This window comes from Archangium violaceum, from assembly GCF_016887565.1.
In the GTDB taxonomy this organism is placed as follows: domain Bacteria; phylum Myxococcota; class Myxococcia; order Myxococcales; family Myxococcaceae; genus Archangium; species Archangium violaceum_B.
This window is the reverse complement of sequence record NZ_CP069396.1, coordinates 3,791,571-3,815,808: the sequence shown is the minus strand read 5'-3', so window position 1 is coordinate 3,815,808 and position 24,238 is coordinate 3,791,571. Positions and strand designations below refer to the sequence as shown.

Annotated in this window: 15 protein-coding genes; 9 read left to right on the top strand and 6 right to left on the bottom strand. The window is 68.6% G+C overall.

What is annotated here, in order from left to right; genetic code table 11:
* Positions 1 to 132: 132 nt before the first annotated feature.
* Positions 133 to 1,242 (top strand): glycosyl hydrolase, encoded by a 1,110-nt coding sequence (locus tag JRI60_RS15780; protein WP_239470542.1) that lies wholly within the window; start codon positions 133 to 135, stop codon positions 1,240 to 1,242.
* 24 nt (positions 1,243 to 1,266) lie between these two features.
* Here JRI60_RS15780 and JRI60_RS15775 read toward each other — a convergent pair whose 3' ends face one another.
* Together JRI60_RS15775 and JRI60_RS15770 are read right to left on the bottom strand one after the other, a co-directional pair.
* Complete coding sequence (locus JRI60_RS15775; protein ID WP_239470541.1) at positions 1,267 to 2,550, bottom strand: tryptophan 7-halogenase; 1,284 nt, start codon at positions 2,548 to 2,550, stop codon at positions 1,267 to 1,269.
* Entirely contained in the window at positions 2,516 to 4,483 is a 1,968-nt protein-coding gene (locus JRI60_RS15770; protein WP_204226688.1) for a LodA/GoxA family CTQ-dependent oxidase, read from the bottom strand. The genes JRI60_RS15775 and JRI60_RS15770 overlap by 35 nt, the downstream gene beginning before the upstream one ends.
* Before the next feature lie 180 nt (positions 4,484 to 4,663).
* Between JRI60_RS15770 and JRI60_RS15765 the strand changes: the two genes are divergently transcribed.
* Positions 4,664 to 6,583, top strand: coding sequence for a RecQ family ATP-dependent DNA helicase (locus JRI60_RS15765; RefSeq protein WP_204228954.1), 1,920 nt, complete (start codon positions 4,664 to 4,666; stop codon positions 6,581 to 6,583).
* Here JRI60_RS15765 and JRI60_RS15760 read toward each other — a convergent pair whose 3' ends face one another.
* Positions 6,584 to 8,815 (bottom strand): hybrid sensor histidine kinase/response regulator, encoded by a 2,232-nt coding sequence (locus JRI60_RS15760; protein ID WP_204226687.1) that lies wholly within the window; start codon positions 8,813 to 8,815, stop codon positions 6,584 to 6,586.
* A 458-nt stretch (positions 8,816 to 9,273) separates the two neighbouring features.
* Here JRI60_RS15760 and JRI60_RS15755 point away from each other — a divergent pair, with 458 nt between their 5' ends.
* From JRI60_RS15755 to JRI60_RS15745, 3 genes are all read left to right on the top strand, one after another.
* On the top strand, positions 9,274 to 10,461 hold the full coding sequence (locus JRI60_RS15755) for a sensor histidine kinase (protein ID WP_239470540.1): 1,188 nt from the start codon (positions 9,274 to 9,276) through the stop codon (positions 10,459 to 10,461).
* Between the two features lie 6 nt (positions 10,462 to 10,467).
* Positions 10,468 to 10,935 carry a response regulator gene (locus JRI60_RS15750; protein ID WP_204226685.1) on the top strand — a complete coding sequence of 156 codons (468 nt, stop codon included), beginning with the start codon at positions 10,468 to 10,470 and terminating at the stop codon, positions 10,933 to 10,935.
* Between the two features lie 61 nt (positions 10,936 to 10,996).
* Entirely contained in the window at positions 10,997 to 12,868 is a 1,872-nt protein-coding gene (locus JRI60_RS15745) for an ATP-binding response regulator (RefSeq protein ID WP_239470799.1), read from the top strand.
* A gap of 67 nt (positions 12,869 to 12,935) precedes the next feature.
* On the opposite strand, the gene JRI60_RS15740 is transcribed toward JRI60_RS15745, so the two are convergent.
* Both JRI60_RS15740 and JRI60_RS15735 read right to left on the bottom strand, forming a co-directional pair.
* Positions 12,936 to 18,650, bottom strand: a complete 5,715-nt coding sequence (locus JRI60_RS15740) for an Ig-like domain-containing alpha-2-macroglobulin family protein (protein WP_204226683.1) — start codon at positions 18,648 to 18,650, stop codon at positions 12,936 to 12,938.
* A 584-nt stretch (positions 18,651 to 19,234) separates the two neighbouring features.
* Positions 19,235 to 19,936 carry a hypothetical protein gene (locus JRI60_RS15735; RefSeq protein ID WP_204226682.1) on the bottom strand — a complete coding sequence of 234 codons (702 nt, stop codon included), beginning with the start codon at positions 19,934 to 19,936 and terminating at the stop codon, positions 19,235 to 19,237.
* A gap of 370 nt (positions 19,937 to 20,306) precedes the next feature.
* Here JRI60_RS15735 and JRI60_RS15730 point away from each other — a divergent pair, with 370 nt between their 5' ends.
* Complete coding sequence (locus JRI60_RS15730; protein ID WP_204226681.1) at positions 20,307 to 21,044, top strand: RNA methyltransferase; 738 nt, start codon at positions 20,307 to 20,309, stop codon at positions 21,042 to 21,044.
* Positions 21,045 to 21,199: 155 nt separating this feature from the next.
* Entirely contained in the window at positions 21,200 to 21,793 is a 594-nt protein-coding gene (locus JRI60_RS15725; RefSeq protein WP_204226680.1) for an SRPBCC family protein, read from the top strand.
* 94 nt (positions 21,794 to 21,887) lie between these two features.
* On the opposite strand, the gene JRI60_RS15720 is transcribed toward JRI60_RS15725, so the two are convergent.
* On the bottom strand, positions 21,888 to 22,874 hold the full coding sequence (locus tag JRI60_RS15720) for a DUF1028 domain-containing protein (RefSeq protein WP_204226679.1): 987 nt from the start codon (positions 22,872 to 22,874) through the stop codon (positions 21,888 to 21,890).
* Positions 22,875 to 23,036: 162 nt separating this feature from the next.
* Between JRI60_RS15720 and JRI60_RS15715 the strand changes: the two genes are divergently transcribed.
* Together JRI60_RS15715 and JRI60_RS15710 are read left to right on the top strand one after the other, a co-directional pair.
* Positions 23,037 to 23,264 carry a hypothetical protein gene (locus tag JRI60_RS15715; protein WP_239470539.1) on the top strand — a complete coding sequence of 76 codons (228 nt, stop codon included), beginning with the start codon at positions 23,037 to 23,039 and terminating at the stop codon, positions 23,262 to 23,264.
* Positions 23,265 to 23,290: 26 nt separating this feature from the next.
* Positions 23,291 to 24,133 (top strand): pseudouridine synthase, encoded by an 843-nt coding sequence (locus tag JRI60_RS15710; protein ID WP_204226678.1) that lies wholly within the window; start codon positions 23,291 to 23,293, stop codon positions 24,131 to 24,133.
* Positions 24,134 to 24,238: the final 105 nt, after the last annotated feature.

Below are 24,238 nucleotides of genomic sequence, written 5' to 3'. Positions count from 1 at the left end.
CGAACCATGCACAGCACTCTTCGAGCCGCGTTCTCAGCCATCCTGTTGGTGGTCCTCGCCTGGCAACCCGCCGAAGCGCAGACACGGAGCACCAAGAGAGGCCTTGGCTATGGGTACCACTCCGCGGAGGACATGAAGGCGCTCTCCAAGGGCATGAGCTGGTGGTACAACTGGTCCCCCACTCCGGAAGCGGGAGCCGCCAGCGTCTACACGTCCGTGGGCGTGTCCTTCGTGCCGATGGTCTGGGGAGGCACGCCGAACGCGGACCAACTGGCCGCCGCCATCCCCGCCGGTGCCCAGTACCTGCTGGGCTTCAACGAGCCCAACTTCATCTACCAGTCCAACATGACGCCCAGCCAGGCCGCGGCACGCTGGCCCGTCCTGGAAGAGGTGGCCCGCCGTCGCAACCTGAAGCTGGTGGCCCCCGCGGTCAACTACTGCGGAGACTGCGTGTCGGAAGGAGGCGTGACCTACTCCGATCCGGTGACCTATCTGGATGCGTTCTTCGCCGCCTGCACCAACTGCAAGGTCGATTACATCGCCGTGCACTGGTACGCCTGCGATCTCTCGGCCCTCCAGTGGTACATCGGCCGGTTCAAGAAGTACAACAAGCCCATCTGGCTGACCGAGTTCGCCTGCGGAGACATGCCGCACGATCAGATCACCCTGGCCGTGCAGAAGAAGTACATGACGGACGCGGTCACCTATCTGGAGAACGAGCCCGCCGTGTTCCGCTACGCGTGGTTCTCCGGCCGGAACAACGAGATTCCCAACATCAACCTGCTCGGCGCCTCGGGTCAGCTGACGGAGCTGGGGCAGCTGTACGTCAGCCTGCCCGCCGCTGGCGGCACGCAGACGGGCCGGTTGACGCCCGTGCTGGCCATGTCCTCGTCCGCGGAGAACAGCGGCACGGGTCCGGAGAAGGCCATCGACGGGAGCATGAGCACCCGCTGGAGCAGCGCCTTCTCCGATCCGCAGTACCTCCTGCTCGATTTTGGCGCCTCGAAGAAGTTCACCAGCGTGCGCATCCATTGGGAGGCCGCCTACGGCAAGGACTACCAGCTCCAGGTCTCCAACGATGCCTCCACCTGGACCCCCATCTCCACGGTGGTGGGCGGGGATGGTGGCCTGGATGAGCTCACCGGGCTCTCCGCCACCGGCCGGTTCTTGAGGATCCACGGAACGAAGCGAAACACGGGGTATGGGTATTCCATCTACGAGGTGGAAGTCTTTGGCAATTGAAGCAAGCCGCCACACCTGACCGCGTCATCGCCGCCTCTCCCAGAAGGGCGAGTCCGGCCACCGGGAGACCGCCCGGTACCGCTCGCCCAGGGTGTCGAGGTAGTGCGGGTAGCGGCTGTCGATGAGGTAGCGGTAGGCCTCGAGGCTCGTGGCCCCCCCCGCCCAGGCCGAGACGATGGCCTGGGCGGCATAGAACCCGGTCCCGAGCGCCGAGCCGATGCCATAGGACGACAGGGGATCGAAGGACGCCGCGGCATCGCCGACGGCGAACCATCCCGGGCCACAGGCCCGCTCCAGCCGTGAGCTGTGCGCCGGGTGCGCCGTGGGCGGCCCGGAGAGACGGAAGGCGCGCCCACCGAGCAGGGCCAGCGCATGCGAGGCCCCGCGCAGGGCCGCCAGGAACGCCTCTGGCTCGAGCACGGCCCGATCCGCGAACAGCACCGCGGAGAAGCGTCCATCCGGAAGCCGGGCGACATACCACCAGCCATTCCGCATCGCCTCGATGTGGATGGGGCTCGCGGCGGGCGGAGGAGCACCGCCGATGGGCTCCAGCAGGCCCCAGCTTCCGACGAGCCCGTCGAACCGCTGGCGCTCCACCCCGAGCATCCGCGCGACCGCCGCGGCACGCCCCGTCGCATCGACGATGAAGTCGGTGTCGACCTCGAACCTTCCCCGCTCGCCCTCCACCGAGACCCGCCATCGGTCGTGCCCGTTCCGGGTGACACCCGCCACCCGGTAGCCCTGACGCCACAGCGCGCCCCGGGTTCGCGCGACCTCGGCCAGCCGGGCCTCGAAGGCGGCGCGGTCGAGCAGCCAGCCCTCACCGCTCACCTCGAAGAGCAGGTTGCGCTCCGTCGGCTCGGCCCGCTCCCAGGCGGCGGCCATGCCGGTGAAGGGCCGGTGCGTTCCCGACGCGAAGAGGTCCGTCAATCCCAGCCGGGCCAGCAGCGGCTTGAAACCAGGAGAGAGACACTCCCCCGGCTTGGGCCGGTGGCCCTCGGTCCGTTCGAGCACCAGGGCCTGGATGCCATGCGTCGCCAGCGCGATGGCCGTGGCCGCGCCCCCGGGGCCCCCTCCCGCGATGAGGACCCTCGGGGGACGCGAGTGCCCCCTCGGACCAGGCCAGCTGGAGTCAGTTCTTTCAGGGGTGCTCTTGCGGGAAAAGGACGGGGCACCTTCCGGGCGCGCTCCGGACGAACTGGTCCGACTGTCGGACCAGTTGCTCCCGAGCGCGCCCGGGACCTCCCTCCTGAAAGGACTGACCCCACCTGGCTCAGTGCTGGTCGCGTCTGGCGATGATGCGGCCATGGATCTTCTCCGGGGCGGCAGCGGGGGCCTTCGGGGCGGCCGCGGGCTTCGCGGCGACGGCGGCCCTGGCCACGAGCTTCACCGGCACCGGCGCGGGGATGCCCGGCTGCGCATCGCCCTCGGCGATGAGGGCCATCGTGAAGGTCGCGTCGTTGGCCGTCAGCTCCGGTCCGATCTCCGTTTCCACCCACAAGCGCTCCGGCAGTTCCGCCTCCGCGAAGTCCTGGGGCCCCGGCCGCTCGGCGGCGATGCCCATCCGATCCCACAGGAAGACCATGTTGGCGATACGGTCCAGGAACTGATCCGACAGGTGGCGCAGCCAGTCCGGCCGGTTGTTGAGGTGCTTGTGCCGCTGGGCCACCGACAGCGATTCCTTCATGAGGCGCTGATACGCGTTCTCCGGCAGGACCTGGTTGGGGACCCGGGCCGCCCAGAAGCTGGGAACGGGCAGATAGGTGCCGAGCTCGTAACCCGACAGGCAGCTCGCCTCGTCGGTCTGCCAGGGCACTCCCATGAACCGGGTGAGCGTCCCGGGGCCACTCGCCTCGTGGGGGCCTCCGGCCCCGAGCGCGACCTCGGGGGTCAGCACCTCGCCGAAGTCCATCCTCACCGGGGTGCCCTCGGGTAGCACGTTGAGCCGGAAGGGCTTGCGCCACATCCTCGGAATGCGGAGCGTCCACGTCAGCTCGATCCCCGGGTGGAAGGGGCCGCCGAGGCACTCCTCCAGGTTGGCCCGATCGAGCGCGTGCGGCTGATCGGCCAGGGAGATCTCCTCGACGGATGCGGGCGGACAGGGGCGATCGCTCGGGTCGTGGGTGAAGCGGCCCTCCGCCCACGCGCGCAGCATGGCGTACTGGGTCCGCGTCACCGAGAGGCCGGTGGCTGGCACGCCCTGGAAGTCGCCGAAGGCATCGCCATAGAGGGGAGGCAGGTAGGCCAGCTGCTCGACGGCGGAGTCCGGCTCCCTGAACCAGTCGAACAGACGCTGGCGCACGGGCGCCGACGCGTCCGAGGGATCCGCGAGCTGCTGGAGCAGCGCTGGTGCCAGCAGCTCACTCGGCGAACCGGTTCCGAAGAGGGTGAAGATGCCCCGGTTGACGTGACCCAGGTTCACCATCCGCTCGAAGAGGGGGAAGATGTCGCGCCAGAACGAGGGCGTCTCCGGTGGAGGAGCGAGGTTGCCCAGCCGGGTGTGGAGGTCCAGCACCAGGTCATACAGGGTGACCACCGAGTAGAGCCCCGGCCCGTAGTTGGGCGGCGCGACCACGACCATGGCGGGCTCCGCCTCCAGGGTCCGGTCGCCGAGCCACACCGTCGCGCGTACCGGCCCATCCGAGGTGTCGTCGAACCAGCCGGTGTTGTTGGCGAAGGTGGTGGGCAGGGAGCCATCGAGCGAGCCCGACTGGCCGCGACCGCCGAGCACCAGGAGCCGGCCCTTGTCGTCCGTGCGCAGCTCGCCCAGGTACACCTGACGATCCACGAACATGCCGCTGTTGAACTGGAAGCCGGGCCCCTGCGTGTGGATGCCACTGATGACCCGAGCCCCCGGGTCGATGACGAGCGCCTCGCGGGGGAGCGGGAAGTTGGCGTTGCGCCGGGGAGCCTGCAGGGCCAGCGGCCCGAGGTCCATCGCGTTGAGGAACTCGTACCAGGCCGCCTTGCGGTTGGCCAGATGGACACGCCATTCGATCCGGGCCTCGTCGGCGGTGAGCTCCTTCACCACCCTGCCCTGGGCGTCGAAACCATAGATGCGAAAGCGCGCGACCTGACGCTTGATGCGCCCCTCCTCGTCCTTGAAACGCATGTCGGGGGGAGGCCGGGCCCCTGGCACTTCCGGGCCTGGGAAGAGCCCGGTCAACGAGCTGCCGACCCGCGCGATGCCGATGGCGGGGTGGATGGCACACGAGACGATCTGGTCGTGAAGTGAGGACATGGGTGCACCCGGGCGAAGGAACCGTGCGACCTGGAGGGAGTGCCCCCGTCGCGGGTGTGACGCCGCGGCACGGGCGACGGGGCTGGCGCATCCCTGGCCGCTGGCCCTTCATGACGCCTCACTGCTTTCCCGCTGGCGCGCGGTTAAGGTGCGCCCCCCTTCTCCCCTCCAAGGTCCGTGATGCGCTCCGCCTCCCAAGTGCTCCACTCCGTCTTCGGCTTCCCCGACTTTCGCGAGGGGCAGGAGGCGGTCGTCTCGCGGCTGCTGGAGTCCAGGTCCGTTCTCGCGGTCTTCCCCACCGGTGCTGGCAAGAGCCTCTGCTATCAGCTCCCAGCGCTGATGCTGGAGGGCGTCACGCTGGTCATCTCTCCGCTCATCGCGTTGATGAAGGATCAGATCGACTTCCTCACCCGGCGAGGCATCCCCGCCGCCCGGCTCGACTCGACGCTCGGGCCGGAGGAGATCCGCCAGCTCTATTCCGACCTGCGGGCGGGGACGCTCAAGCTGCTCTACGTCGCGCCAGAGCGCCTGGCGAATGAGCGTTTCCTGCAGACGCTCCGCCGCCTGCGCATCGCGATGCTCGCGGTGGACGAGGCCCACTGCATCAGCGAGTGGGGTCACAACTTCCGGCCCGATTACATGAAGCTCGCCTCGCTCGCGAGGACGCTGAAGGTGGAGCGGGTGCTGGCACTGACCGCGACCGCCACGCCCTCGGTTGCCCGGGACATCGCCGCCGCGTTCGACATCGCCGCCGGGGATGTCATCCAGACCGGCTTCCACCGGCCCAACCTCTCCTTGCACGTCACGCCCACCCAGGGAGGGGACGAGCGCCGGGAGCTGCTGCTGTCGCGCCTGCGCTCCCGCCCGCGCGGACCCACCATCGTCTACGTCACGCTGCAACGCACGGCGGAGGAGACGGCGGACTTCCTCTCCGGCAACGGCTTCGCCGCCAGGGCCTACCACGCCGGCATGGAGCCCGAGGTGCGGCACCAGGTGCAGGACTGGTTCATGGGCTCGGCCGACGCGGTGGTGGTCGCCACGATTGCCTTCGGCATGGGCATCGACAAGAGCGACATCCGGTCTGTCTACCACTGCAACCTGCCCAAGAGCCTGGAGAACTACGCCCAGGAGATCGGCCGCGCGGGCCGCGACGGCAAGCCCTCCACCTGCGAGCTGCTGGCGGCCATGGAAGACGTGACGGTGCTGGAGAACTTCACCTACGGAGACACGCCCACGCCCGAGGCCGTGGCCGGCGTGCTGCGGCATGTGCTCGGACAGGGAGAGACCTTCGACATCTCCATCCACGAGCTCTCCGGAGCCCACGACGTCCGTCCGCTGGTCATCGAGACGATGATGACCTACCTCGAGCTGGACGGCCTGCTCGAGTCCACCGGCCCGTTCTATACCGAGTACAAGTTCCAGGCCCTGCGGCCGCTCGACGAGGTCATCGCCGGCTTCGACGCCCCTCGTGCCGGATTCCTGCGGCAGGTGTTCGCCCATGCCGAGCCCATGAAGACCTGGTCGCGGCTGAAGCTCGACGACATCGCCCGGAAGCTGGGCGAGCCGCGCCAGCGCATCATCGCCGCGCTCAACTACCTCGAGGAGCAGGAGGCCCTGAAGCTCCAGGTCACGGGGGTACGCCAGGGCTACCGTCTGAAGCGCACCGACTTCGACGTCGACGGGCTCACCCGGACGATGGTGGAGCGGTTCAACGAGCGCGAGAGCCGGGACATGCGGAGGCTGCGGCAGGTCCTGGACTTCGCCGACCATGAAGGCTGCCGCACCCGCTTGCTGATGGACTACTTCGGCGAGGACCTGGGGGGCGACTGCGGTCACTGCGGCTGGTGCGCGGGCGAGCGCCCCGGCAAGTTGCCTCCCTCCGCCGTCAGACCGCCGGGAGCCCGGGAAGCCGCGATGCTGAAGCCCTTGCGCGCCGAGGGCCACGAGGCCCTCGCGTCCGCCCGGCAGCTGGCGAGATTCCTCTGTGGCATCAGCTCGCCGAGCGCCACCCGCGCCAGACTCACCCGACACAAGCTGTTCGGCCTGCTGTCGGACGTGCCGTTCGAGCAGGTGCTGACCTTCGTGGAAGGTCCGCCGTGACTAGCGCAGCCATTCGGAGACACAGGTCCGAAGGGCCTCGTTGTCGATGGGCTTCTGGAGCCACCGCCGTTGCGAGAGGAACCGCTGCGCGTCCGACGTGAAGGCACCGCCGGTGAGGAAGAGCATCCTGGCGGCGACCTCCGGGGCGCGGCGCGAGAGCTCCGCATGGAGCTCCATGCCCGTCATCTGAGGCATCATCAGATCGCACAGCACGAGGTCGAACCGCCGCCCCGCCTCCACCAGCGCGAGGGCCTCCCGGGAGCTGGTGACGACGACCACGTCACACAAGGAGCGCAGGATTCGCTTCGCCGAGGCTCCGACGAGCGGCTCGTCGTCCACCACGAGGACGCAGCCGCTCTTCCGTCCGGCGCGAGACGCCTGGGGCTTCGGCGGGCTCTCCGCAGGCTGTTGTCGGGCCGGGGGCAGGGAGACACGGAAGGTACTGCCCTTTTCTGGCGTGCTCCGGACCGTGAGACTTCCTCCAAGCCCCTCGATGATGTTCCGGGAGATGGACAACCCCAGCCCCGTGCCCTGGCCCATGGGCTTGGTGGTGAAGAAGGGCTCGAAGAGGTGCCCGAGCACTTCCGGCCCCATCCCCTTGCCCGTGTCGCTCACCTCCACCACCACGAAGCCGCCCTCATCCATGGCCGTGGTGACGCGGATCTCGTTCTCGTCCGCATGCCCCTCGGGGATGGCCTGGGCCGCGTTGACGAGCAGGTTGATGAAGACCTGGGCCAGCCGGGCCTCGTTGGCCTCCACCCGGGCCGTCTCCTGGAAGTCACAGGTGACGCGAGCCCGGTAGCGCAGGGTGTTCGACGCGAACTTCAACGCCGCCTCGACGACCTGGCGGACCTCCATCACCTGCTTCTCCTCGTCCTTGTCGTCGTGGGCGAAGGTGCGCAGGTCCCGGACGATCCGGGCGACCCGCCTGGCTCCGTCCTGCGCTTCATCGAGGACCTGGGAGACCTCACGCAGCTCCAGGACCACCTCGGGGGGCAGGTGGTCGGGCGGTAGGGCCGAGAGCGCCTCCGTCGCGAAGCCGAGGTTGGCGGTGACGTAGGCGAGCGGGTTGTTGATCTCATGTCCCACTCCCGCGGCGAGCTGGCCGACGGCGGCCATCTTCTCCGTATGCATGAGCCGGCGCTGGGTCTCCCTCAGCTTGCGCACCATGTCATTGAAGTCCCGGGTGAGCTGGCCCAGCTCGTCCTGGCGCGACACGGGGACCGTGCACTCCAGGTCGCCCTCCGCGACCCGGGCCGCCATCTTCCCGAGCTGCGAGATGGGCTGCGCGAAGCCGGTGACCAGGCGCCACACCACGAACCCCAGGAGCGGCAGCAACAGCAGGCCCCAGGCGATCATGATCACCGTGCTGTAGACGGCGCCAACCTCCGTGACGATCCTGGCGTTGGTGAGCACGAGCCTGACCGGAATCCCCGGCTGCTCGGGGAGGAGGGGGAGCGAGAGCAGGTAGCACGGCAGGGAGTCGTCTCCTGGCTCGTGCGGCGGCACGACGCCGAAGTAGCCCCGGTAGCGAGGAACCTCGAGCACGTACTTCCCGATGCGGGGCTCGGCACTCCACAAGGCTTCCTGGGGAATCGCTCCGAGGCCCGGAGAGACGCGCTTGCCCGAGGTGTCATGGAAGGAGCTGGTGATCAGCCCCTCCCGGTCGAGCAGCATCACCTCCACCCCCGTGGCCAGGAAGAAGAGATCCGCGTACCCATCCCCCATCAGGAAGCCCAGGACGAGCCAGCCCTGCGCACCGGATGACGCCGTCAACGCGGTCGTGACGGCGAACGCCGGGACTCGGCCGCACATCACGAAGGACCGCGCTGGCGCGGCGCCGGGCGGCGGCCGTTCTCCCGCTCCCTCCACATGGCAGTCGGGCAGACTGGTGGCGAGCACCGAGCCGTCCCCACCCACCACGGCCCAGAAATCTCCCGCCGGAAGCTTCACGAGCGCGTCCATCCGGGAGTGAAGCTCCGAGGCCCGTTCCGTCGAGAAGGCCTCCACGAGCACCGGCTGCCCGGCCAGGAGCCGGGCCTGCACCTCGAGCCGCGTGAAGATCTGCTGGTGGATGGAGGCATTCACGTTCTTCTGGGTGGCGGACAACCACGCGGAGGAGGTCCTCCCAGCCACATAGAAGCTGATGTTGGAGCTGATGAGCGTGGTGATGACTGTCCCAGCAAGCACGACCCCCAACATGCTTGCGAGCCACCGTGTCTTGAGAGACATGCGCGGGCTCTTTCTCTTTCTGTCGTGGCCAGGGCCCTGGCTTGGATTCGAGCTTTCAGCTTATCCGAGCGTTCCCGTTTCCGTGACAGCGAGCTCGCTGACATTCCTTCATTTATCAATGCGAGCCTGCACACATTGAAAGAGATCAGCGCACCCTCGATGCACGTGAAACAAAGGCCAAACAGGAAATACGGGCCGTGAATCCAGCTCTTGTTGGATAAGCAAGTTTTTTCTTCGGGAACCGAGGTTCGGCTTGACCCAACTGTCACCTACTCAGCACTCCGTGGTAGAGTGTCGCTGAGATTTTGACCTCACACTGTAATTCTGTGACCTGGCGGAGGTCCCAACGGGGTCTTCTCCTGGAAGCGAACCGCGAGGCGGATGTGATGACCCAGAGCAGTGAAAAGGCATCCAGCACGGGTTCGACCGGCGAGACAACGCTCGAGGAATTGCTGCAAATGATTGCCCGGCTCGTGGCCAATGAGCCCCATGCCCGGTGCCGTATCGGTGAGGGAACACTCGCGCCGCTGGCCGCGGCACTCAACCGTCTGGCCACCCAGCTCGAGCGACGCGGGACCGATACCTCCGAGCTTTTTGGCGTACGGGCGCTGGTCGAGCAGTCGCCGAACATGATGCTCGCGTGTGACACCGACTCGAACATCCGCTTCTTCAACTATACGACCCCGGGCTCCAGCCCCTCCGAGACGATCGGCCACTCCATCTATGAGTACATCCGCGCGGACGACGCCGAGCGGGTCCGCGGCATCATCCAGCGGGTGCTCGAGACCGGCGAGCCCACCGGCTACGAGGCCCAGTCCGTCCCGAGCAGCGGCACCGAGTGGTTCCTGTGCCGGGTGGGGCCCATCAGGAACGGCGGCCAGATCATCGGCTTCACGATGATCATGACGGACATCTCGCAGCTCAAGCGGGTGCAGCAACGGCTGGAGCAATCCAACCGCGAGCTGGAGAGCTTCGCCTCCGTGGCCTCACACGATCTGCAGGAGCCCCTGCGGAAGATCCAGACCTTCGGCGAGCGCTTGAAGACGACCACCTCCGCCACGCTGGGCCCCGAGGGGAGCGACTACCTCGAGCGCATGATGAATGCCGCGACCCGCATGCGCCGGTTGATCGAGGACCTGCTCTCCTTCTCCCGGGTGGGCTCGAAGGGCAATCCCTTCGTCCAGACGGACCTGGGGCGGATTGCTCGCGAGGTGCTGGAGGATCTCGAGACGGCCGTCGAACGGTCGGGCGCGACCGTGACGCTCGGCGAGCTGCCAACGCTCGAGGCGGATCCGCTGCAACTGCGGCAGTTGCTCCAGAACCTGCTGAGCAACGCCCTCAAGTTCCGCCGGGAAGACGTGGCGCCCGCCATCTCCGCCCGCGGCACGATTCACGAGGCGTCCGGCGAGCTCGAGCTGGTGGTGGAGGACAATGGCATCGGCTTCGACGAGAAATACCTCGACCGCATCTTCGAGGTGTTCCAGCGCCTGCACGGGCGCGGCAAGTACGAGGGCACGGGGATTGGCCTGGCCATCTGCCGCAAGATCGCCGAGCGGCACGGCGGGCACATTGGAGCGCGGAGCTCTCCCGGACACGGTGCGACCTTCATCGTCACGCTGCCACTCAGGCAGTCCAACCCCAGGTAGGAGTCCATGGAGCCATCACGCAAACCCGTCACCATCTTGATGGCGGATGACGATGAGGATGATCGGGAGTTCGCCCGTTCCGCGATGCGGGAGAGCCGGCTCGCCAACGAGTTCCGGTGCGTCGAGGACGGTGAGGATCTGCTCGATTACCTGTACCGCCGGGGCCGCCATGCCAACCCGAAGGATTCTCCACGGCCCGGGCTGATCCTCCTGGACCTGAACATGCCTCGCAAGGATGGCCGCGAGGCACTGCGGGAGATCAAATCCGACCCGACGCTCAAGCACATCCCCGTGGTCGTCCTGACCACCTCCAAGGCCGAGGAAGACATCCTGCGCAGCTACAACCTGGGAGCCAACTGTTTCATCACCAAGCCGGTCTCCTTCGAGGGGCTCGTCGATGTCGTCAAGGTGCTCGACCAACACTGGTTCCAGATCGTCGAACTCCCACGCCCCCACGTCCCTGACGAGGCCTGAGGAAGACACGCACCCCATCCGTGTCCTGCTCGTCGAGGACGACGAGGATGATTTCGTCTTGGTGCGCGATGCCCTGCAGTCCCTCCTCCCGAGGCGGGTGGTGCTCGAGTGGGTGGACACCTGCGAGCAGGCGCTCGCGGAGATGGAGCTGGGGCATTACGACATCTGCCTGCTCGACTACCGCCTCGGCGCGAGCACGGGGCTGGAGCTGCTCGCTCAGGCCCGGGGCAAGGGGTGGCAGGGCCCGGCCATCCTGCTGACCGGCGCGGCGGACGACGAGGTCGACTACCGGGCGATGGAAGCCGGAGCCGCCGATTTCCTCACGAAGTCGCAGCTGACCCCGGAGCTGCTGGAGCGGTCGATCCGCTACACCCTGCAGCACGCGCGGATGCTGGAGGCGCTGCGCCGGTCGCAGGCCAGCTTCCGCGAGCTCATCGAGCGGCTGCCCGATGGCATCTGCGTGCTCCAGGGCGAGCAGCTCGTCTATGCCAACCCCGCGCTCGTCAGGCTGGTGGGGTGGGACTCCCCGAACGAGCTGGTGGGGCGCTCGGTGCGCGAGCTGGAGGAGAGTCTCTTCCACCCGGACGACCAGGCGCGCCTCACCCTCGAGTTCCGCGAGGCCCAGCGGGAAGGAAGGCCGGTTCCTCCGTGTGAGCTGCGCCTGCTACGCAAGGAGGGCGACATCGTTCCCGTGGAGATCGCCCAGCTCTCCGTGGTGTTCGATGGCCAGCCGAGCCTGGTGCGCATCGTGAGGAACCTGACCGAGCGCAAGCAGATGCAAGCCCGGCTGATGCTCTCCGACCGCATGGCATCGCTGGGAACACTCGCCGCGGGGATCGCTCATGAAATCAACAACCCGCTCTCCTACGTGATGACCAACCTCAGCCACCTGGAGGCGGACGTGCTCCCGCGCCTGGTGGCGTCCGGTGGTGACCAGGAGGAGATCCGCAAGCTGGTCTCCGATGCCCAGGTGGGCCTCGTTCGCGTGCGCGACATCGTCCGGCAATTGAAGATGTTCTCGCGAGCGGAGGAGCAGGCGCGGCCCGAGCCCGTGGACGTCCAGCGCGTGCTCGAGGGCTCCATCCGCATGGCCTGGAACGAGCTGCGGCACCGCGCGCGGCTGGTGCGGGACTACTCGGAGCCGCTCCTGGCCGAGGCGGACGAGGGCCGGCTGGGGCAGGTGGTCCTGAACCTGCTGGTGAACGCGGCGCACGCCATCCCGGAAGGAAGCGTGGAGCGGAACGAGATCCGCGTCGTCACGCGGCGCCATCCCGGGGGGGTGGCGATCGAAGTGCGCGATACGGGCTCGGGAATCCCGGCGAACCTGCTCGAGAAGGTGTTCGAGCCGTTCTTCACGACCAAACCCGTGGGCGTGGGGACGGGACTCGGCCTGTCCATCTGCCGTGAAATCGTGACCAGCGTCGGTGGACGCATGGAGGTGGAGAGCACGGTGGGACGGGGGAGCACCTTCCGGCTCATCCTGCGCGCCGCCACCGCGCCCCTCCAGGCCCAACGCGCTCCCCAGGAGCAGGTCCATGAGGCGCCCGCCCGGGGCCGTATCCTCGTCGTGGATGACGAGCCGATGATCGGCATGGCCGTGCGCCGCTCGCTTCAGCGCCACCACGAGGTCGTCACGCTGACGAGCGCGCGTGAAGCCCTCGTGCGGCTACAGGGCGGGGAGCACTTCGACCTCATCCTGAGCGATCTGATGATGCCGGAGATGAGCGGGATGGACCTGCACCTGGAGCTCTCATACCGCCTGCCCGAGCTGGCCGAGCGCATGGTGTTCATGACGGGGGGTGCCTTCACGCCCGATGCCCGCGCGTTCATGGAGCGCATCGGGAACTCCCGGCTCGAGAAGCCGTTCTCCACCCAGGAGCTCCAGGAGCTGGTACGGACACGGCTGCGCGGCGCGGGCAGGGAGGGCAGGTAGACTCCCCATCCCCCCACACCGGCGCGGCGGCCAGTCCTGGCAGCCGCGCCGGTCGTCTTCCGGGTGACTACAGCAGGAAGTCCGCCCAGGGTCCGGAGACCTCGACGGTGCCACCCGCCTCGCGCGCCCAGATACGCGGGTCGTACATCGCCTCCGCCTCGACCGGCGGCAGCGTGAACTTCCCGGACGTCACCGCGCGCACCGCGTAGACCACCGTCTTCGTCTCGCCCGCGTCCAGGCTGCCGAAGACCTCCACCCGGTCGTCCCGGATGTTCACGTAGTCCGCGCTCCACTGCTCCTCGCTGGAGGCCCACTCCACCTGGCCGCCGCGTCCGAGCCGCGCGTTCTCGATCTCCCAGCCCGCCGGCAACCGGTCCACCAGGGCGATGTTCTGGATGCGCTCACCCGAGGTGTTCTTGATGCGAACCTGCACGTAGACGAGGTCCGCCAGGTTCACCGGACCGCTGCCCTGCACGTCGAGCGTGTCGCCTTCCAGGTTGCGGTAGGAGCGCTCGAGGGTGAGCCCCTCGCCGCCCACGCGGTACTGCCCGTCCGCGCGCACGCCCTCGCTGGCCAGCACCAGGTAGAGCTTGCCCTCGCCCTTTTCCGGGACCTTGAGGTTGAGGCCCTTGCGCTCGCTCGCGCGCACCAGCGCCCACGTGCGGTCCGAGGCACGCTGCTTCACGCCGTCCTTGGTGGCCACCTCCTTGCCGTCCGCCGTCAACACGGGCGGGGAGAACTTCGAGGCAGCCCCCGTCACGCGCTTGCCCAGGCCGGTGATGCCCCAGACCAGCTCCTGCGTGGTGTAGTAGCCGCTGTGCGGCTCCTTGAGGGCCTCGGCCACGCGCTGCGCGAGCGGCTCGCCCGCCGGGTCGTCCCCGAACAGGTCCTGGAACGTGCTCAGCATGAAGCCGCGCCGGCGCCGGTCCGAGTAGAAGGACCAGCCGTTCCACCGCTCGTCCGCCACCACCGAGATGTCCGGGTTGCGCAGGTCCTTCTCGTAGCGGCGATCCCCCGCCAGGTACAGCGCCGCCTTGAGCATGAAGTCCTGCTCGGCGCGCTGGCTGTTGCTGTAGAACTTCTGGCTCCCGAGCTGATCGATGAGCTTCTGCACGCGCGCCTTGTGGCCCTTGCCGGCCATGGCCAGCACGTAGTGCATGTAGGCCTCGGAGCCATCGTTATAGGACCCCGAGCCGGAGCGGCCCTCGCGGCGAGACACCTGCTGGTTCATCCACTCGATCGCACTGTCGATGCGGTCCTGCGGGACGGCGTACTTCCGCTTCTGCGCGTCCAGGAGCATGTGCGTGGCGTAGGCGGAGCCCCACTCCACCGGCTCGGTGGCACCCGGCCAGTAGCTGAAGCCGCCCGAGGGCGTCTGCATGGAGAGCACCCGGTTCACGCCCGACATCACCATGTCCTCCAGCTTCGCGCTGGCGGTGAGCGTCGGGTCCACGCTGTCGATGAGCTCGGAGACGTAGAGCAGCGGGCGGGTGGAGGACGTCGTCTGCTCGATGCAGCCGTACGGGTAGCGCACCAGGTACGAGAGGTGCTGGAAGGACTCGGCGTAGGGGTTGGTGGTCACCCAGATCGTCGAGCGCTCGCTGGTGGGCAGCCAGCCCTCGAGGTACTGGGACAGGTCCAACGTGCCGGCGGCCAGCTCGATGCGCTGCACCTTGCGCTCGCGCGGGCCCGAGGGGAGGAAGGGCACGTCGAGCTGCTCGAAGGAGGTGTGTCCACCGCCCTCGGCCGTCACCTTGAGGCGGGCGGCGCCCACGGCCTGCACCGCCTTGGCCTGGAAGACGAGCGTGGCCGCCTTGCCGTCCTCCAGCCGCACCTTGCCCTCGCTCTTGCCGAGCAGTTGCAGCGGTGAGGCCATGGACGCGGGCATGGCCATGCCCGGCACCGCGAGGTTCTCCGCGGAGAGGGACACCTTCACGTCCTGCGGCTTGCCGGAGAGGTTGGTGACGAAGACGGGGATTTGAATCTCGTCACCCTGGCTGAGGAAGCGGGGCAGCGTCGTCTGGAGCACGAGCGGGTCGCGCACGAGCACCTGCGCGCTGGCGTGGCCGATGCGCTTGGGGCCGCTCGTCACCACCATGACGCGCACCGCGCCTCGGTACTGGGGCAGCTTGAAGGGGACGCGCAGCTTGCCGTTGGAGGGCACCGGCAGCACGCCGCTCCAGAGGGCCACGGGCTTCACCGGCTGCACACGGCCCGAGGCGTCACCGCCCTCGTCACCACCGGTGGAGCGGCTGGCGCCCGCGGGCGGAATCAGCAGCGTCCACCCGAGCGTCTCGTACGTCTGCACGCCCAGGGCCCGCTTGGTGAAGAGCGTCTGGAGGGGGTCCGGGCTCTGGAAGCGCGTGAGGGAGAGGATGCCCTCGTCCACCACGGCCACGGTGGCGAAGGTGCCCGGCTCCACGGAGCCCAGCTCCAGGTCCACCGGGAGGTTGTCGTTGGAGCGCACCTCCTTGGGCACGTTCAACGTGACGGACTGCACGTAGTCCACCGGCTCCAGCGTCATGCTGGCCACACCGAAGGCCCGGTCCGGCATGAAGGCCTGGGCGGATTCGAGGTGCGGATCCTTCACCAGGAAGGCGCTGACGTAGACGTTGGGCGCGAAGGCCGAGGGCTTGAAGCTCCACGACACCTCACCGGGCTCCACGGCCTTCCACTCGGCGGCCTGCACACCGTCGGTCTCGGCGGTGAAGAGCATGCGGCCACGGTAGGGCGCCTTCACCTTCACGGTGATGGAGTCCCCCACCTTCGCCGAGCCCGGCAGCTCCACCGCGAGCGACGTGGGCCGGGCCGGACGGGGCGTCTGGTCCACCCGCGAGGAGGACTCATCCGACCAGTAGTAGCGGCCGTTGCCCTCGAGCTGCAGGTCCGTCTGCGCCGCGCCGGACTTCACGCGCACCACGTAGCCCGCGGCGTCCGTGGAGGGCGTCACCTGGAAGGAGAACTTGCCGCCCTCGGGCTTCGCGGTGGTGCGGCCCTCGCGCACGGGGCGCAGGTGGCGCTGGTAGCGCTCCTCGCCGGACTCCTCGTCGTAGAAGTAGCCGTATTCCTCGTCCAGCCGCAGGTACTCCACCTCGAGGGGCTTGACCGCCTTGCCGTAGGGAGTGCCCTGCCAGTCCACCACCACGCCGGTGACGGTGAAGGGCTGGCCGGCCTTCACCTTGTCCACGTTGGCCTGGAGGCCCACGTAGTACGCCTCCGGGTGCACGGGCACGGTGGCCTCGCCCTGCGTGGAGCGGCCACTGCCGGCCTCGAAGACGCTGGCCTGGGCCACCAGCCTCGCCGGGCCCTTGAAGCCGCCCGCGTCCTGCTGGGCCGGGCAGCGCACCAGCGTGCGGCCCTTCGCGTCCAGCTCGCCCTTCACCTGCCCCAGCACGGTGGCCTTCACCTCCGAGCCCTCCGGACGCCACACGCCGTAGGCGTACTGGGCATTGTCCTTCGGGCTGAAGACGGACGGCACCAGCCGGCACGTCACCTCCACCGGGCTGCTCTCCGCCGAGCCGCCGAAGAGGTACGCGGCCTCCACCGTCAGCGGTACCTCCTCCCCCTGCAGGTAGCCGGGCTTCTCGGCGCGCGCCGTCACCTTCATGCGCTCGGGGACGAACTCCTCCACGTTGAGGCCATACGCGGCCACCTGCTTGTCGGCCACGCTCAGCACCACGCGGTAGGCGCCCGTGTCCTGGTAGGCCTCGAAGGGCACGTCCAGCGACACCAGGCCCGCCTCGTTCGTCTTCAGCGTCACCTTCTTCAGGTCGCGCTCGCGGGGGTCCACCACCTTCAGCTCCACTGGCATGCCCGCCGGCGGCGCCACGTCGTCCTGGCCGCGCAGCAGCGCCACCACGTGCGCGGTGTCACCCGGGCGGTACACGCCCCGGTCCGAGTACAGGGAGGCCCGGTACGGCCTGTCCGAGCGGTACGGCTCGCCCTGCACGTCCGAGTTGGCGATCTCCGTCTTCAGCTCGCTGTACTTGAGGTAGGTGAACTCGTCGCCCTTGCGCGCGAGCAGGGCGAAGGGCTCGGCGGTGTCCACACCCGGAGCGGGGACGGTCAGCTTGCAGCCGTCGGCGCCACCGGTAGTGCAGCGGGTCACCACCTGGCCGCTCTTCTTCACCAGGGACACCTCGACGCCGGACAGCGGCTCGGTGGTCTCCATGCCGAGCGCCCAGACCCAGACCTCCTCCTTCGCGTCCGAGCCCCTGGGCGCGAGACCGCGCTTGGCCACGAGGCTCAGGTCCGTGAGGAGGATGCGCGAGGCCGCCGACTTTCCCGCGTTGCCCGAGGCGGTGATCTCCACCAGCCCCTTGGTGCTGGCGGGCACGAGGCTGCCCACGTCGAGCCAGGTGGTGGCCAGCGTGTCCTGGGCGCCCTGCACCGGGAGCCGCTTGCGCAGCAGCACATTGGAGGTGCGCTCGTCGGCGGCCTCCTGGCCGTCCGAGCTCATCCAGAAGAGGAGGTTCTCCTGGGGCACGTGCCGCACGACGATGTCCACCGCATCCAGGTTGAGGTGGTTGAGGGGCAGGTTGCGCCAAGCGCTGCGCGGCAGGTAGCGGCCGGTGGTGCCGAAGCTGAGCTGCGGGCTGCGCGCGGAGATGGAGAAGGAGCGCTCGTAGGTGGACAGCAGGGTGCCCCCCGTCGTCGACACGGCGCCCGCGTCGATGCGCATGGCGTAGGAGCCGCGCTTGAAGTCACCGAAGACGCGGAAGCCCCAGCGCGAGGGCGACACGGAGAGCTTCACCGCAGGGTTGAAGTGGATGGCCTCCGCGGCCACGTCGTCATCCAGGCTGCACCGGTTCCCGCTGCCGCCGTAGTAGTCGTAGTCCTCCTCGCCCTCCTCCTCGCTGCGCGCCGCGTCGCCGTCCACCTCGCGGCAACGGACCTCGATGTAGTGACCGGTGGCGCCCTCCTGCACGTAGGCATTGGTGATGTCGAGGCGCTTGCCCACGAGCAGCTTGAAGGAGCCCTCCCCGGCGGGAGCGGTGCCCCCATTGCGGACGGTGGAGGTCAAGCCCGGCTTGAGGGAGAAGCGCACCTCGGAGCCCGGCTTGAGGCTCGCGCCGCCGAGCGCGGCGACGACGGTGTTCCGGTCGGTGGGCAACGTGCGCAGCTTCACGTCGGACAGCGCCTTGCCGTCCACGGAGAAGGCGGCGAAGCGGCGCACGGTGGCAATGTCCACGGGGCCGGAGAAGACGAGGTCCGTCTCCACCTTGCCCTTCTTCACGTCCATCTGCCGGGGAGACAGGCGCAGGAAGGTGAAGGCGGGCGTGGTGAAGGTGCGGCTCCACTCCCCCGAGGCCTTGGGCTTCACCACGGTGCCGTCGCCCAGCTCCAGCGCGTCGAGGGAGACGGTGTAATCGGTCTTGAAGGCGAAGCTGTCGCGCGGGGTGAAGACGAGCGTGGAGCCGCCGCGGAAGGTCAGCGAGCCCGGCACGTCCGGCGTCACGGTGACGACGGTGCCCTTGCGCACCTCGTTGTCCTCGGGAGCCACCGCGCGGGGGAACTCGAGCACCACCTCGCGCGGCACCATGCCCTCGGAGCCGAGCTCGCGGATGACGGGAGCGAGGGACTCGGCCGAGGGAGGGGCGCTCGGCGTGGACGGGCCGCTGGCCGACGCACCCGGGGTGGAGGCCGGAGTGGACGGCTGCGGGGTGCTCTTGGACTCATCCTTCTTGCAGCCGGCGAGCGCCCCCACCAACAGTGCCGCCAACAACCAACATGCCCTGCCCGCGCGGGGCGGCTTCGGGATCGGGACAGACCGCGGACCCATGAACTCCTCCGGAAGATGACGACTCGGGTTGTTCACGCGGCGAGCCGAAGGGCCGGGCGCCGCGCCTGTCGGGGAACGGCTGGGAGCACACCGAGCAATCGCCTCCCCCCCGAGCGAAATTTGCCGGGACGCTAGGGCGGCTCGCGGACGATGGTCAACGGACGAACACGAAGGGAACGCCTCACTCCGCCAAATGGAAATGAGGGTCGCCGCGCCACTCGCTTGTAGACGTCTACAAGCAATGTCGCATAAAATACCACATCAAACCGCCTCACTTGTAGACGTCTACAAGCGGCACGCGCTTGGCCCGTTTCCGCTATCCGGGCCGGAAATGGGCGACGTCGAGCAGAAGAGCGGGATGGGATCGTACCGAGCCCTGGCTCGCGTGCTGGAGCCATGCCTGTACGAGGAGCGCATGCGGCGCTGGTTCGACTTTTCCCGGGAGCAACTCCGTAGCTGGCAACGCCGGTTCCTCGACTGAGGTCGAACCATTGGCAGTAACGAAAAAGGCGGGGAGGAAACACCGGCCATGTCTGGTCAGTGTACCGCCCCGCCCGGTTACCTCACCTCATTCTGCCGTGGCCCTACTGCTTCCCCGCCAGGGAGGGCTGGGCCTCGAGTCCCTGCTGGAGCGCCTGAATGAGCCGCGGCACCTCCGCCATGGGCACGTTCTGGAGGGTGATGACTGTCCTGCCCTCCTCGTTGTGCGAGGAGAGGCGCACCGGCGCTACCCCGTCGAAGCTGCGGGAGATGCTGTCCGCGAAGAACAGCAACCGCGCCTGGTCCGGCACCGGCACGCGTACCGTCGGTGGGGTCTTCTTGGCCCGCGTGGCCCGCTCCACCTCGTCCACGCTGCACTCCGCGAACGGCTTCTTCACCACCTTCTTGCCGTCGTCCTGCAGCACGTCGATGAGGATGTCACCCGGGTCCGAGTTCCAGGTGATGTTCGCCGCCTCCGCGTAGCGCATGAGCGCACGCAGGTGGTACACACCGTACAGGGTGCAAGCCTCCTGCGGGAAGCTCCGGGCCACGGCGCCGTACGTACTCAGGGTGGCCTGCGAGAGCGCCTTCACCTTCTGGCTGAAGTACTCCTGGGCGGTGTACCCGGCCATCTCCGCCAGCTTCTTCTGCACCACGTAGTTGTAGATGGTGCCGATCTGGTAGGCGGCGGTGCTGCCCTGCTTCACCAGCATGTTCATGTTGTTGGTGGCCTCATCGAGCGTCATATCGGTGCCGACACCGCTGATCGCCAACTGCACCACCGCCGGCTGCTGAGTCACTTCCATTGCGTCTCCCCCTCTTTCTATCGAGTAAGGTTGTATGGAGTTGGCCGCTGACGTGCGGCCAGTCCGGGCTGCCGTCTCGCGGCCCGAATCCAGACAAAGCACCTGGCGGGCCAACGACCAGGCCGTCTCATTTCAAGGATTTGCGCACGAGGCAGGTGTTGGACGAGTCCACGCCTCGGATGGGAGTCCGAAGATTGCGACCCGCCACTCTCTTCGACCGCTTGGCGGAAATGACGGCCGTTGCGCCACTCACTTGTAGACGTCTACAAGTGAGCCGCGTTGAGGGCCCCGGCCCCCAACCCCCACGACGCCACCGAAGACGCGCCCGCGCAAACCCGTCCCGCACAAGCCGCGTTAAGGTGCGCGCCCCATGCCCCTGCCCATCCGACTGGTGCTGCTACGCCCGCGCAACGCGGAGAACCTCGGTGCCGCCGCCCGTGCCATGAAGAACTGCGGGCTGTCCGAGTGGACCTGGGTCCACCCCGAGGCCGAGGACCTCGCTCCCGCGCGCCGGCTCGCCGTCCACGCCGAGGACGTGCTGGAGGCCGCTGGCCGCGCGGACTCGCTCGACGCCGCCGTAGCCGACTGCGTCTGGGTGGTGGGCACCAGCTCGCGCAAGGTCGAGGGCAAGCGGCGGCTGTCCCCTCGAGCCGTGGCCGAGGAGATGGTGCAACGCGCCGCCCAGGGACCCGTGGCCCTCGTCTTCGGGGATGAGCGCAGCGGGCTCACCAATGTCGAGGTCGAGCGCTGCCACGACCTGTCCGCCGTCCCCACCGCCCCCGAGCAACCCTCCATCAACCTCGCCCAGGCCGTGCTGCTGTACTCCTATGAGCTCCGCATGGCCTCGCTGGCCGCCTCGCCTCCTCCGGCCGCTCCCCTCCCCGTGGCCGCCACGGACACCGAGCTGGCCCAGGTGGAGTCCGCTCTGGAGCAGGCGCTCGTCGCCGGGAAGTTCCTCGTGGATGAGAACCCCCAGGGGCGCACCGGGCTCCGAGACCTGTTCGCCCCGCTCCGCCGCTCCCGGCTCACGCGCAAGGAGGCGCGGTTGTGGCTCGCCGCCCTGCACACCCTGGCGAAACGGCTTCGCTCGGGTGACGCGGGGGGATGACCCTCACCCCGGCCCTCTCCCAGGGGGAGAGGGAGTCACCCTCATGAAACACCTGTGATTCCAAGCGCTTGGGAACGGTGGCGGAAAAAATCATCGACGTGTCGATTTCCCGGGGCCTCGTTCGACGAGTCAGAAATCCACGTGAGGGTCCCACCATGCTCAAGAAAATCCTGCTCGGTGTCGTCGTTGTCCTCGTCGCGTTCAGCGGCTTCATCGCAACGCGTCCGTCCGCCTTCAAGATCGAGCGCTCCACCACGGTGAGCGCGCCAGCCGACGTGGTGTACGCGCTCGTGGCCGACTTCCGCTACATGAAGGACTGGTCGCCGTTCATGAAGCCCGATCCCGCCCGGAAGGACACCTACGCCGGCACTCCCGCCGCGGTGGGCCACTCGCTCGCCTGGGTCAGCAGTGCCGAGGCCAACGAGGGCAAGATGACGATCGTCTCGGTCCACCCGCCCGAGCAACTCACCCTCGAGCTCGAGTTCATCAAGCCGTTCGCGGCCACCAACGAGACGGTCTTTCACTTCAAGCAGGCCGGGAACGACACCACGGTCACGTGGGTGATGACCGGCCAGAACAACTTCATGAGCAAGGCGTTCTGCCTGTTCATGGACATGGACAAGATGGTGGGCTCGGACTTCGAGGCGGGACTCGCCACGCTGAAGAGCCTCGCCGAGGCGAAGGCGGCGGCGCAGGCCGCCGCGGGCGCTGCTCCAAGCACTGCGGTGGCGGACAACACGGCGAAGTAGCCGAACGTATCGTCCTACCGAGTCCCCGTGCTCCACGGGTTGGAGAACCGGGTCAGGTACCCTCACCCCAACCCTCTCCCGAAGGGAGAGGGAGTCAGCGCGCGGTCCCCAGGAGCTTCGATAGCAGCTTCGGGTCGTCCGGAATCAGCCCCGCCTTCGGCAGCCTCCTCAGCAGTTCCTTCCAGCGCGCGTCCATCTTGTACGTCTTCTGGAGGAGCGGCACCGCCTCGTCCACCTTCCCCACGTTGACGAGCGACACCGCGTGCCAGAACACCATCTCCGCGTTCCCCGGCGCCAACGCCTCCGCCGCCGAGTACGCCTTCAGCGCCGCGTCCGTCTCGTTGCGCTCGACGGCCAGGTCCCCCTCGTTCATCAGGTTGTAGGCCCGCTGCAGGGTCACCAGCCGGCGCAGCTCCTTCAGCGGCAGGGGGTTGTCGTCCACCCGCAGGTCGAACCGGCGGTCCGCCCAGGGACGCCCCGTCGACTTGCCCGACACCACGATGAGCGCCGCGGACTGCCGGCCCCGGATGTCGCCCCCCTGCGCCTCCGCCGCCTCGAGCGCCGCCAACATCCGCTCCGCCAGGTCGCCCTTCGCCTCCCGGAAGGCCTTGGCCATCGCCGGCCACACGGTGTCCTTCTCCATCATGTTGGCCTGCACGGAGAAGTTCTCCCCCACGATGTGGCCCGCGGCGGCGATGCACTTCTCCCCCGTATGGGCCGACACCTTGCCCTTCGCGTCGATCATCGCCACCTGCCGCACCTGGCTCGCGGAGTCCGCCGCCAGCAGCCCCGCCAGGGCCTCGGGGGCGCCCCGGCCCGCGCGCATCAGGTCCAACCCGAGCTTCCCGTAGGTCGGATCCACGAAGGACTGGGTCGCCACCGCCCCCACGCCCGCCTCCGCCCAGGGCACCGTCGAGCCTACGGAGAACCAGTGCGACTGCACCGCCACACCCAGTTCCCCCGTCTCGGGGTCACGCGCCACGATGGAGTAGGTGTGGACGGGCCGCTTGGGAACGGGAGCGGGCTCGGCGGCGAGCGCCGGCACCGCGAGCAGGATGAGCAGCAGGATGGAACGCACCACGGGTCCTCCAGGGAAGGGGCCGGGGAGCCTGAGCGAGCGGGCGTCCGGTGACAAGTCCGCTCCTCCCCCCTGGCGTCCGGCGAGCGGCCAGGAAGGCTCCCCCGTGAAGCGCGCTCCAGGTCCCTACCTTCTCTGAAGATTCCACGCTGGAAGGAGCGAACCATGTGGCGCATGCCTTATGAGCGGATGGCCGTTGGTGACGGGGCCAACGACACCCCGGAGAACCGCCCCAGCCGGGAGGCGCCCGCCGAGAAGGAGAACGGGCCCAAGCGCACCCCCAATGCCGCCGAGGGCACCGAGGGCGAAAAGCGGCACATGCCCCAGGGCGAGCCCGGCCCGACGCCCGGCTCGGCCGAGGGCGGTGCGTTCGACGAACCGTCGCGGCACTGACTCGCGGCCGTTACAGTGCCCCGAGCATGCCCCCTCGCAAGCCCCCAGCCCGCCGCCCCCCCTCTTCCCCCTCCAAGCACGTCCACCCCGGACGATGGGAGGGCAAGGCGAAACCAGACTGGCTCTCGCGCGCGCTCGCGCGGGCCGGGGTGCTTCCTCAAGAGGAGGCGGAGGAGGCCATCCAGGCTGGCCGGGTCTCGGTGAACGGGCGGGTGGTGAAGCAACCCCTCGCCCCGGTGCCCCAGGGGGCCAGCGTGCGCGTGGACGGGCTGCCCGTGTCACTCGAGACCCCTACCCGGGTGCTGGTCTTCCACAAACCGGCGGAGCTGCTCACCTCCACGGTGGGCCAGCACGGGGTGGGCACTGTCTACGAGGTGCTCCTGCCCCAGTTGCCACCGGAGCTGGCCGGCTTCACGTGGCACGCGGTGGGCCGGTTGGACCGGGGCACCACCGGGCTGCTCCTCTTCACCAATGACGACAAGCTGGTGACGCACGTCACGTCGCCCGAGACGCACCTGACCAAGCGCTACGTGGCCACGGTCTTCAGCGAGGCGAACGAGGAGCGGGTGGAGCCGCTGCGCCGGGGAGTGCAGTTGGAGGACGGTCCAGCCCGGCCGGCGAAGGTGCGGGTCCGCGACGCGCACACGGTGGAGGTGACCGTGACCGAGGGCCGCAACCACCAGGTGAAGCGGATGCTGGGGGCGGTGGGGTTGCCTGTACGCGCCCTGCATCGCGAGGCCGTGGGCGGCGTGGAGCTGGACGTGCCCGAGGGCTCCTTCCGGCTCCTCACCGACACCGAGGTCTCCGAGGGTCTCCGCTACGCCCAATCCCCTCTCCCTCCGGGAGAGGGTCAGGGTGAGGGTACCTGACCCCGTTCTCCAACCCGTGGAGCAAAGGCACTGGGGGGAACCCGAGTACACCCCATACCCTCACCCCGTCCCTCTCCCAGGGGGAGAGGGTCTAACTTGATTCCT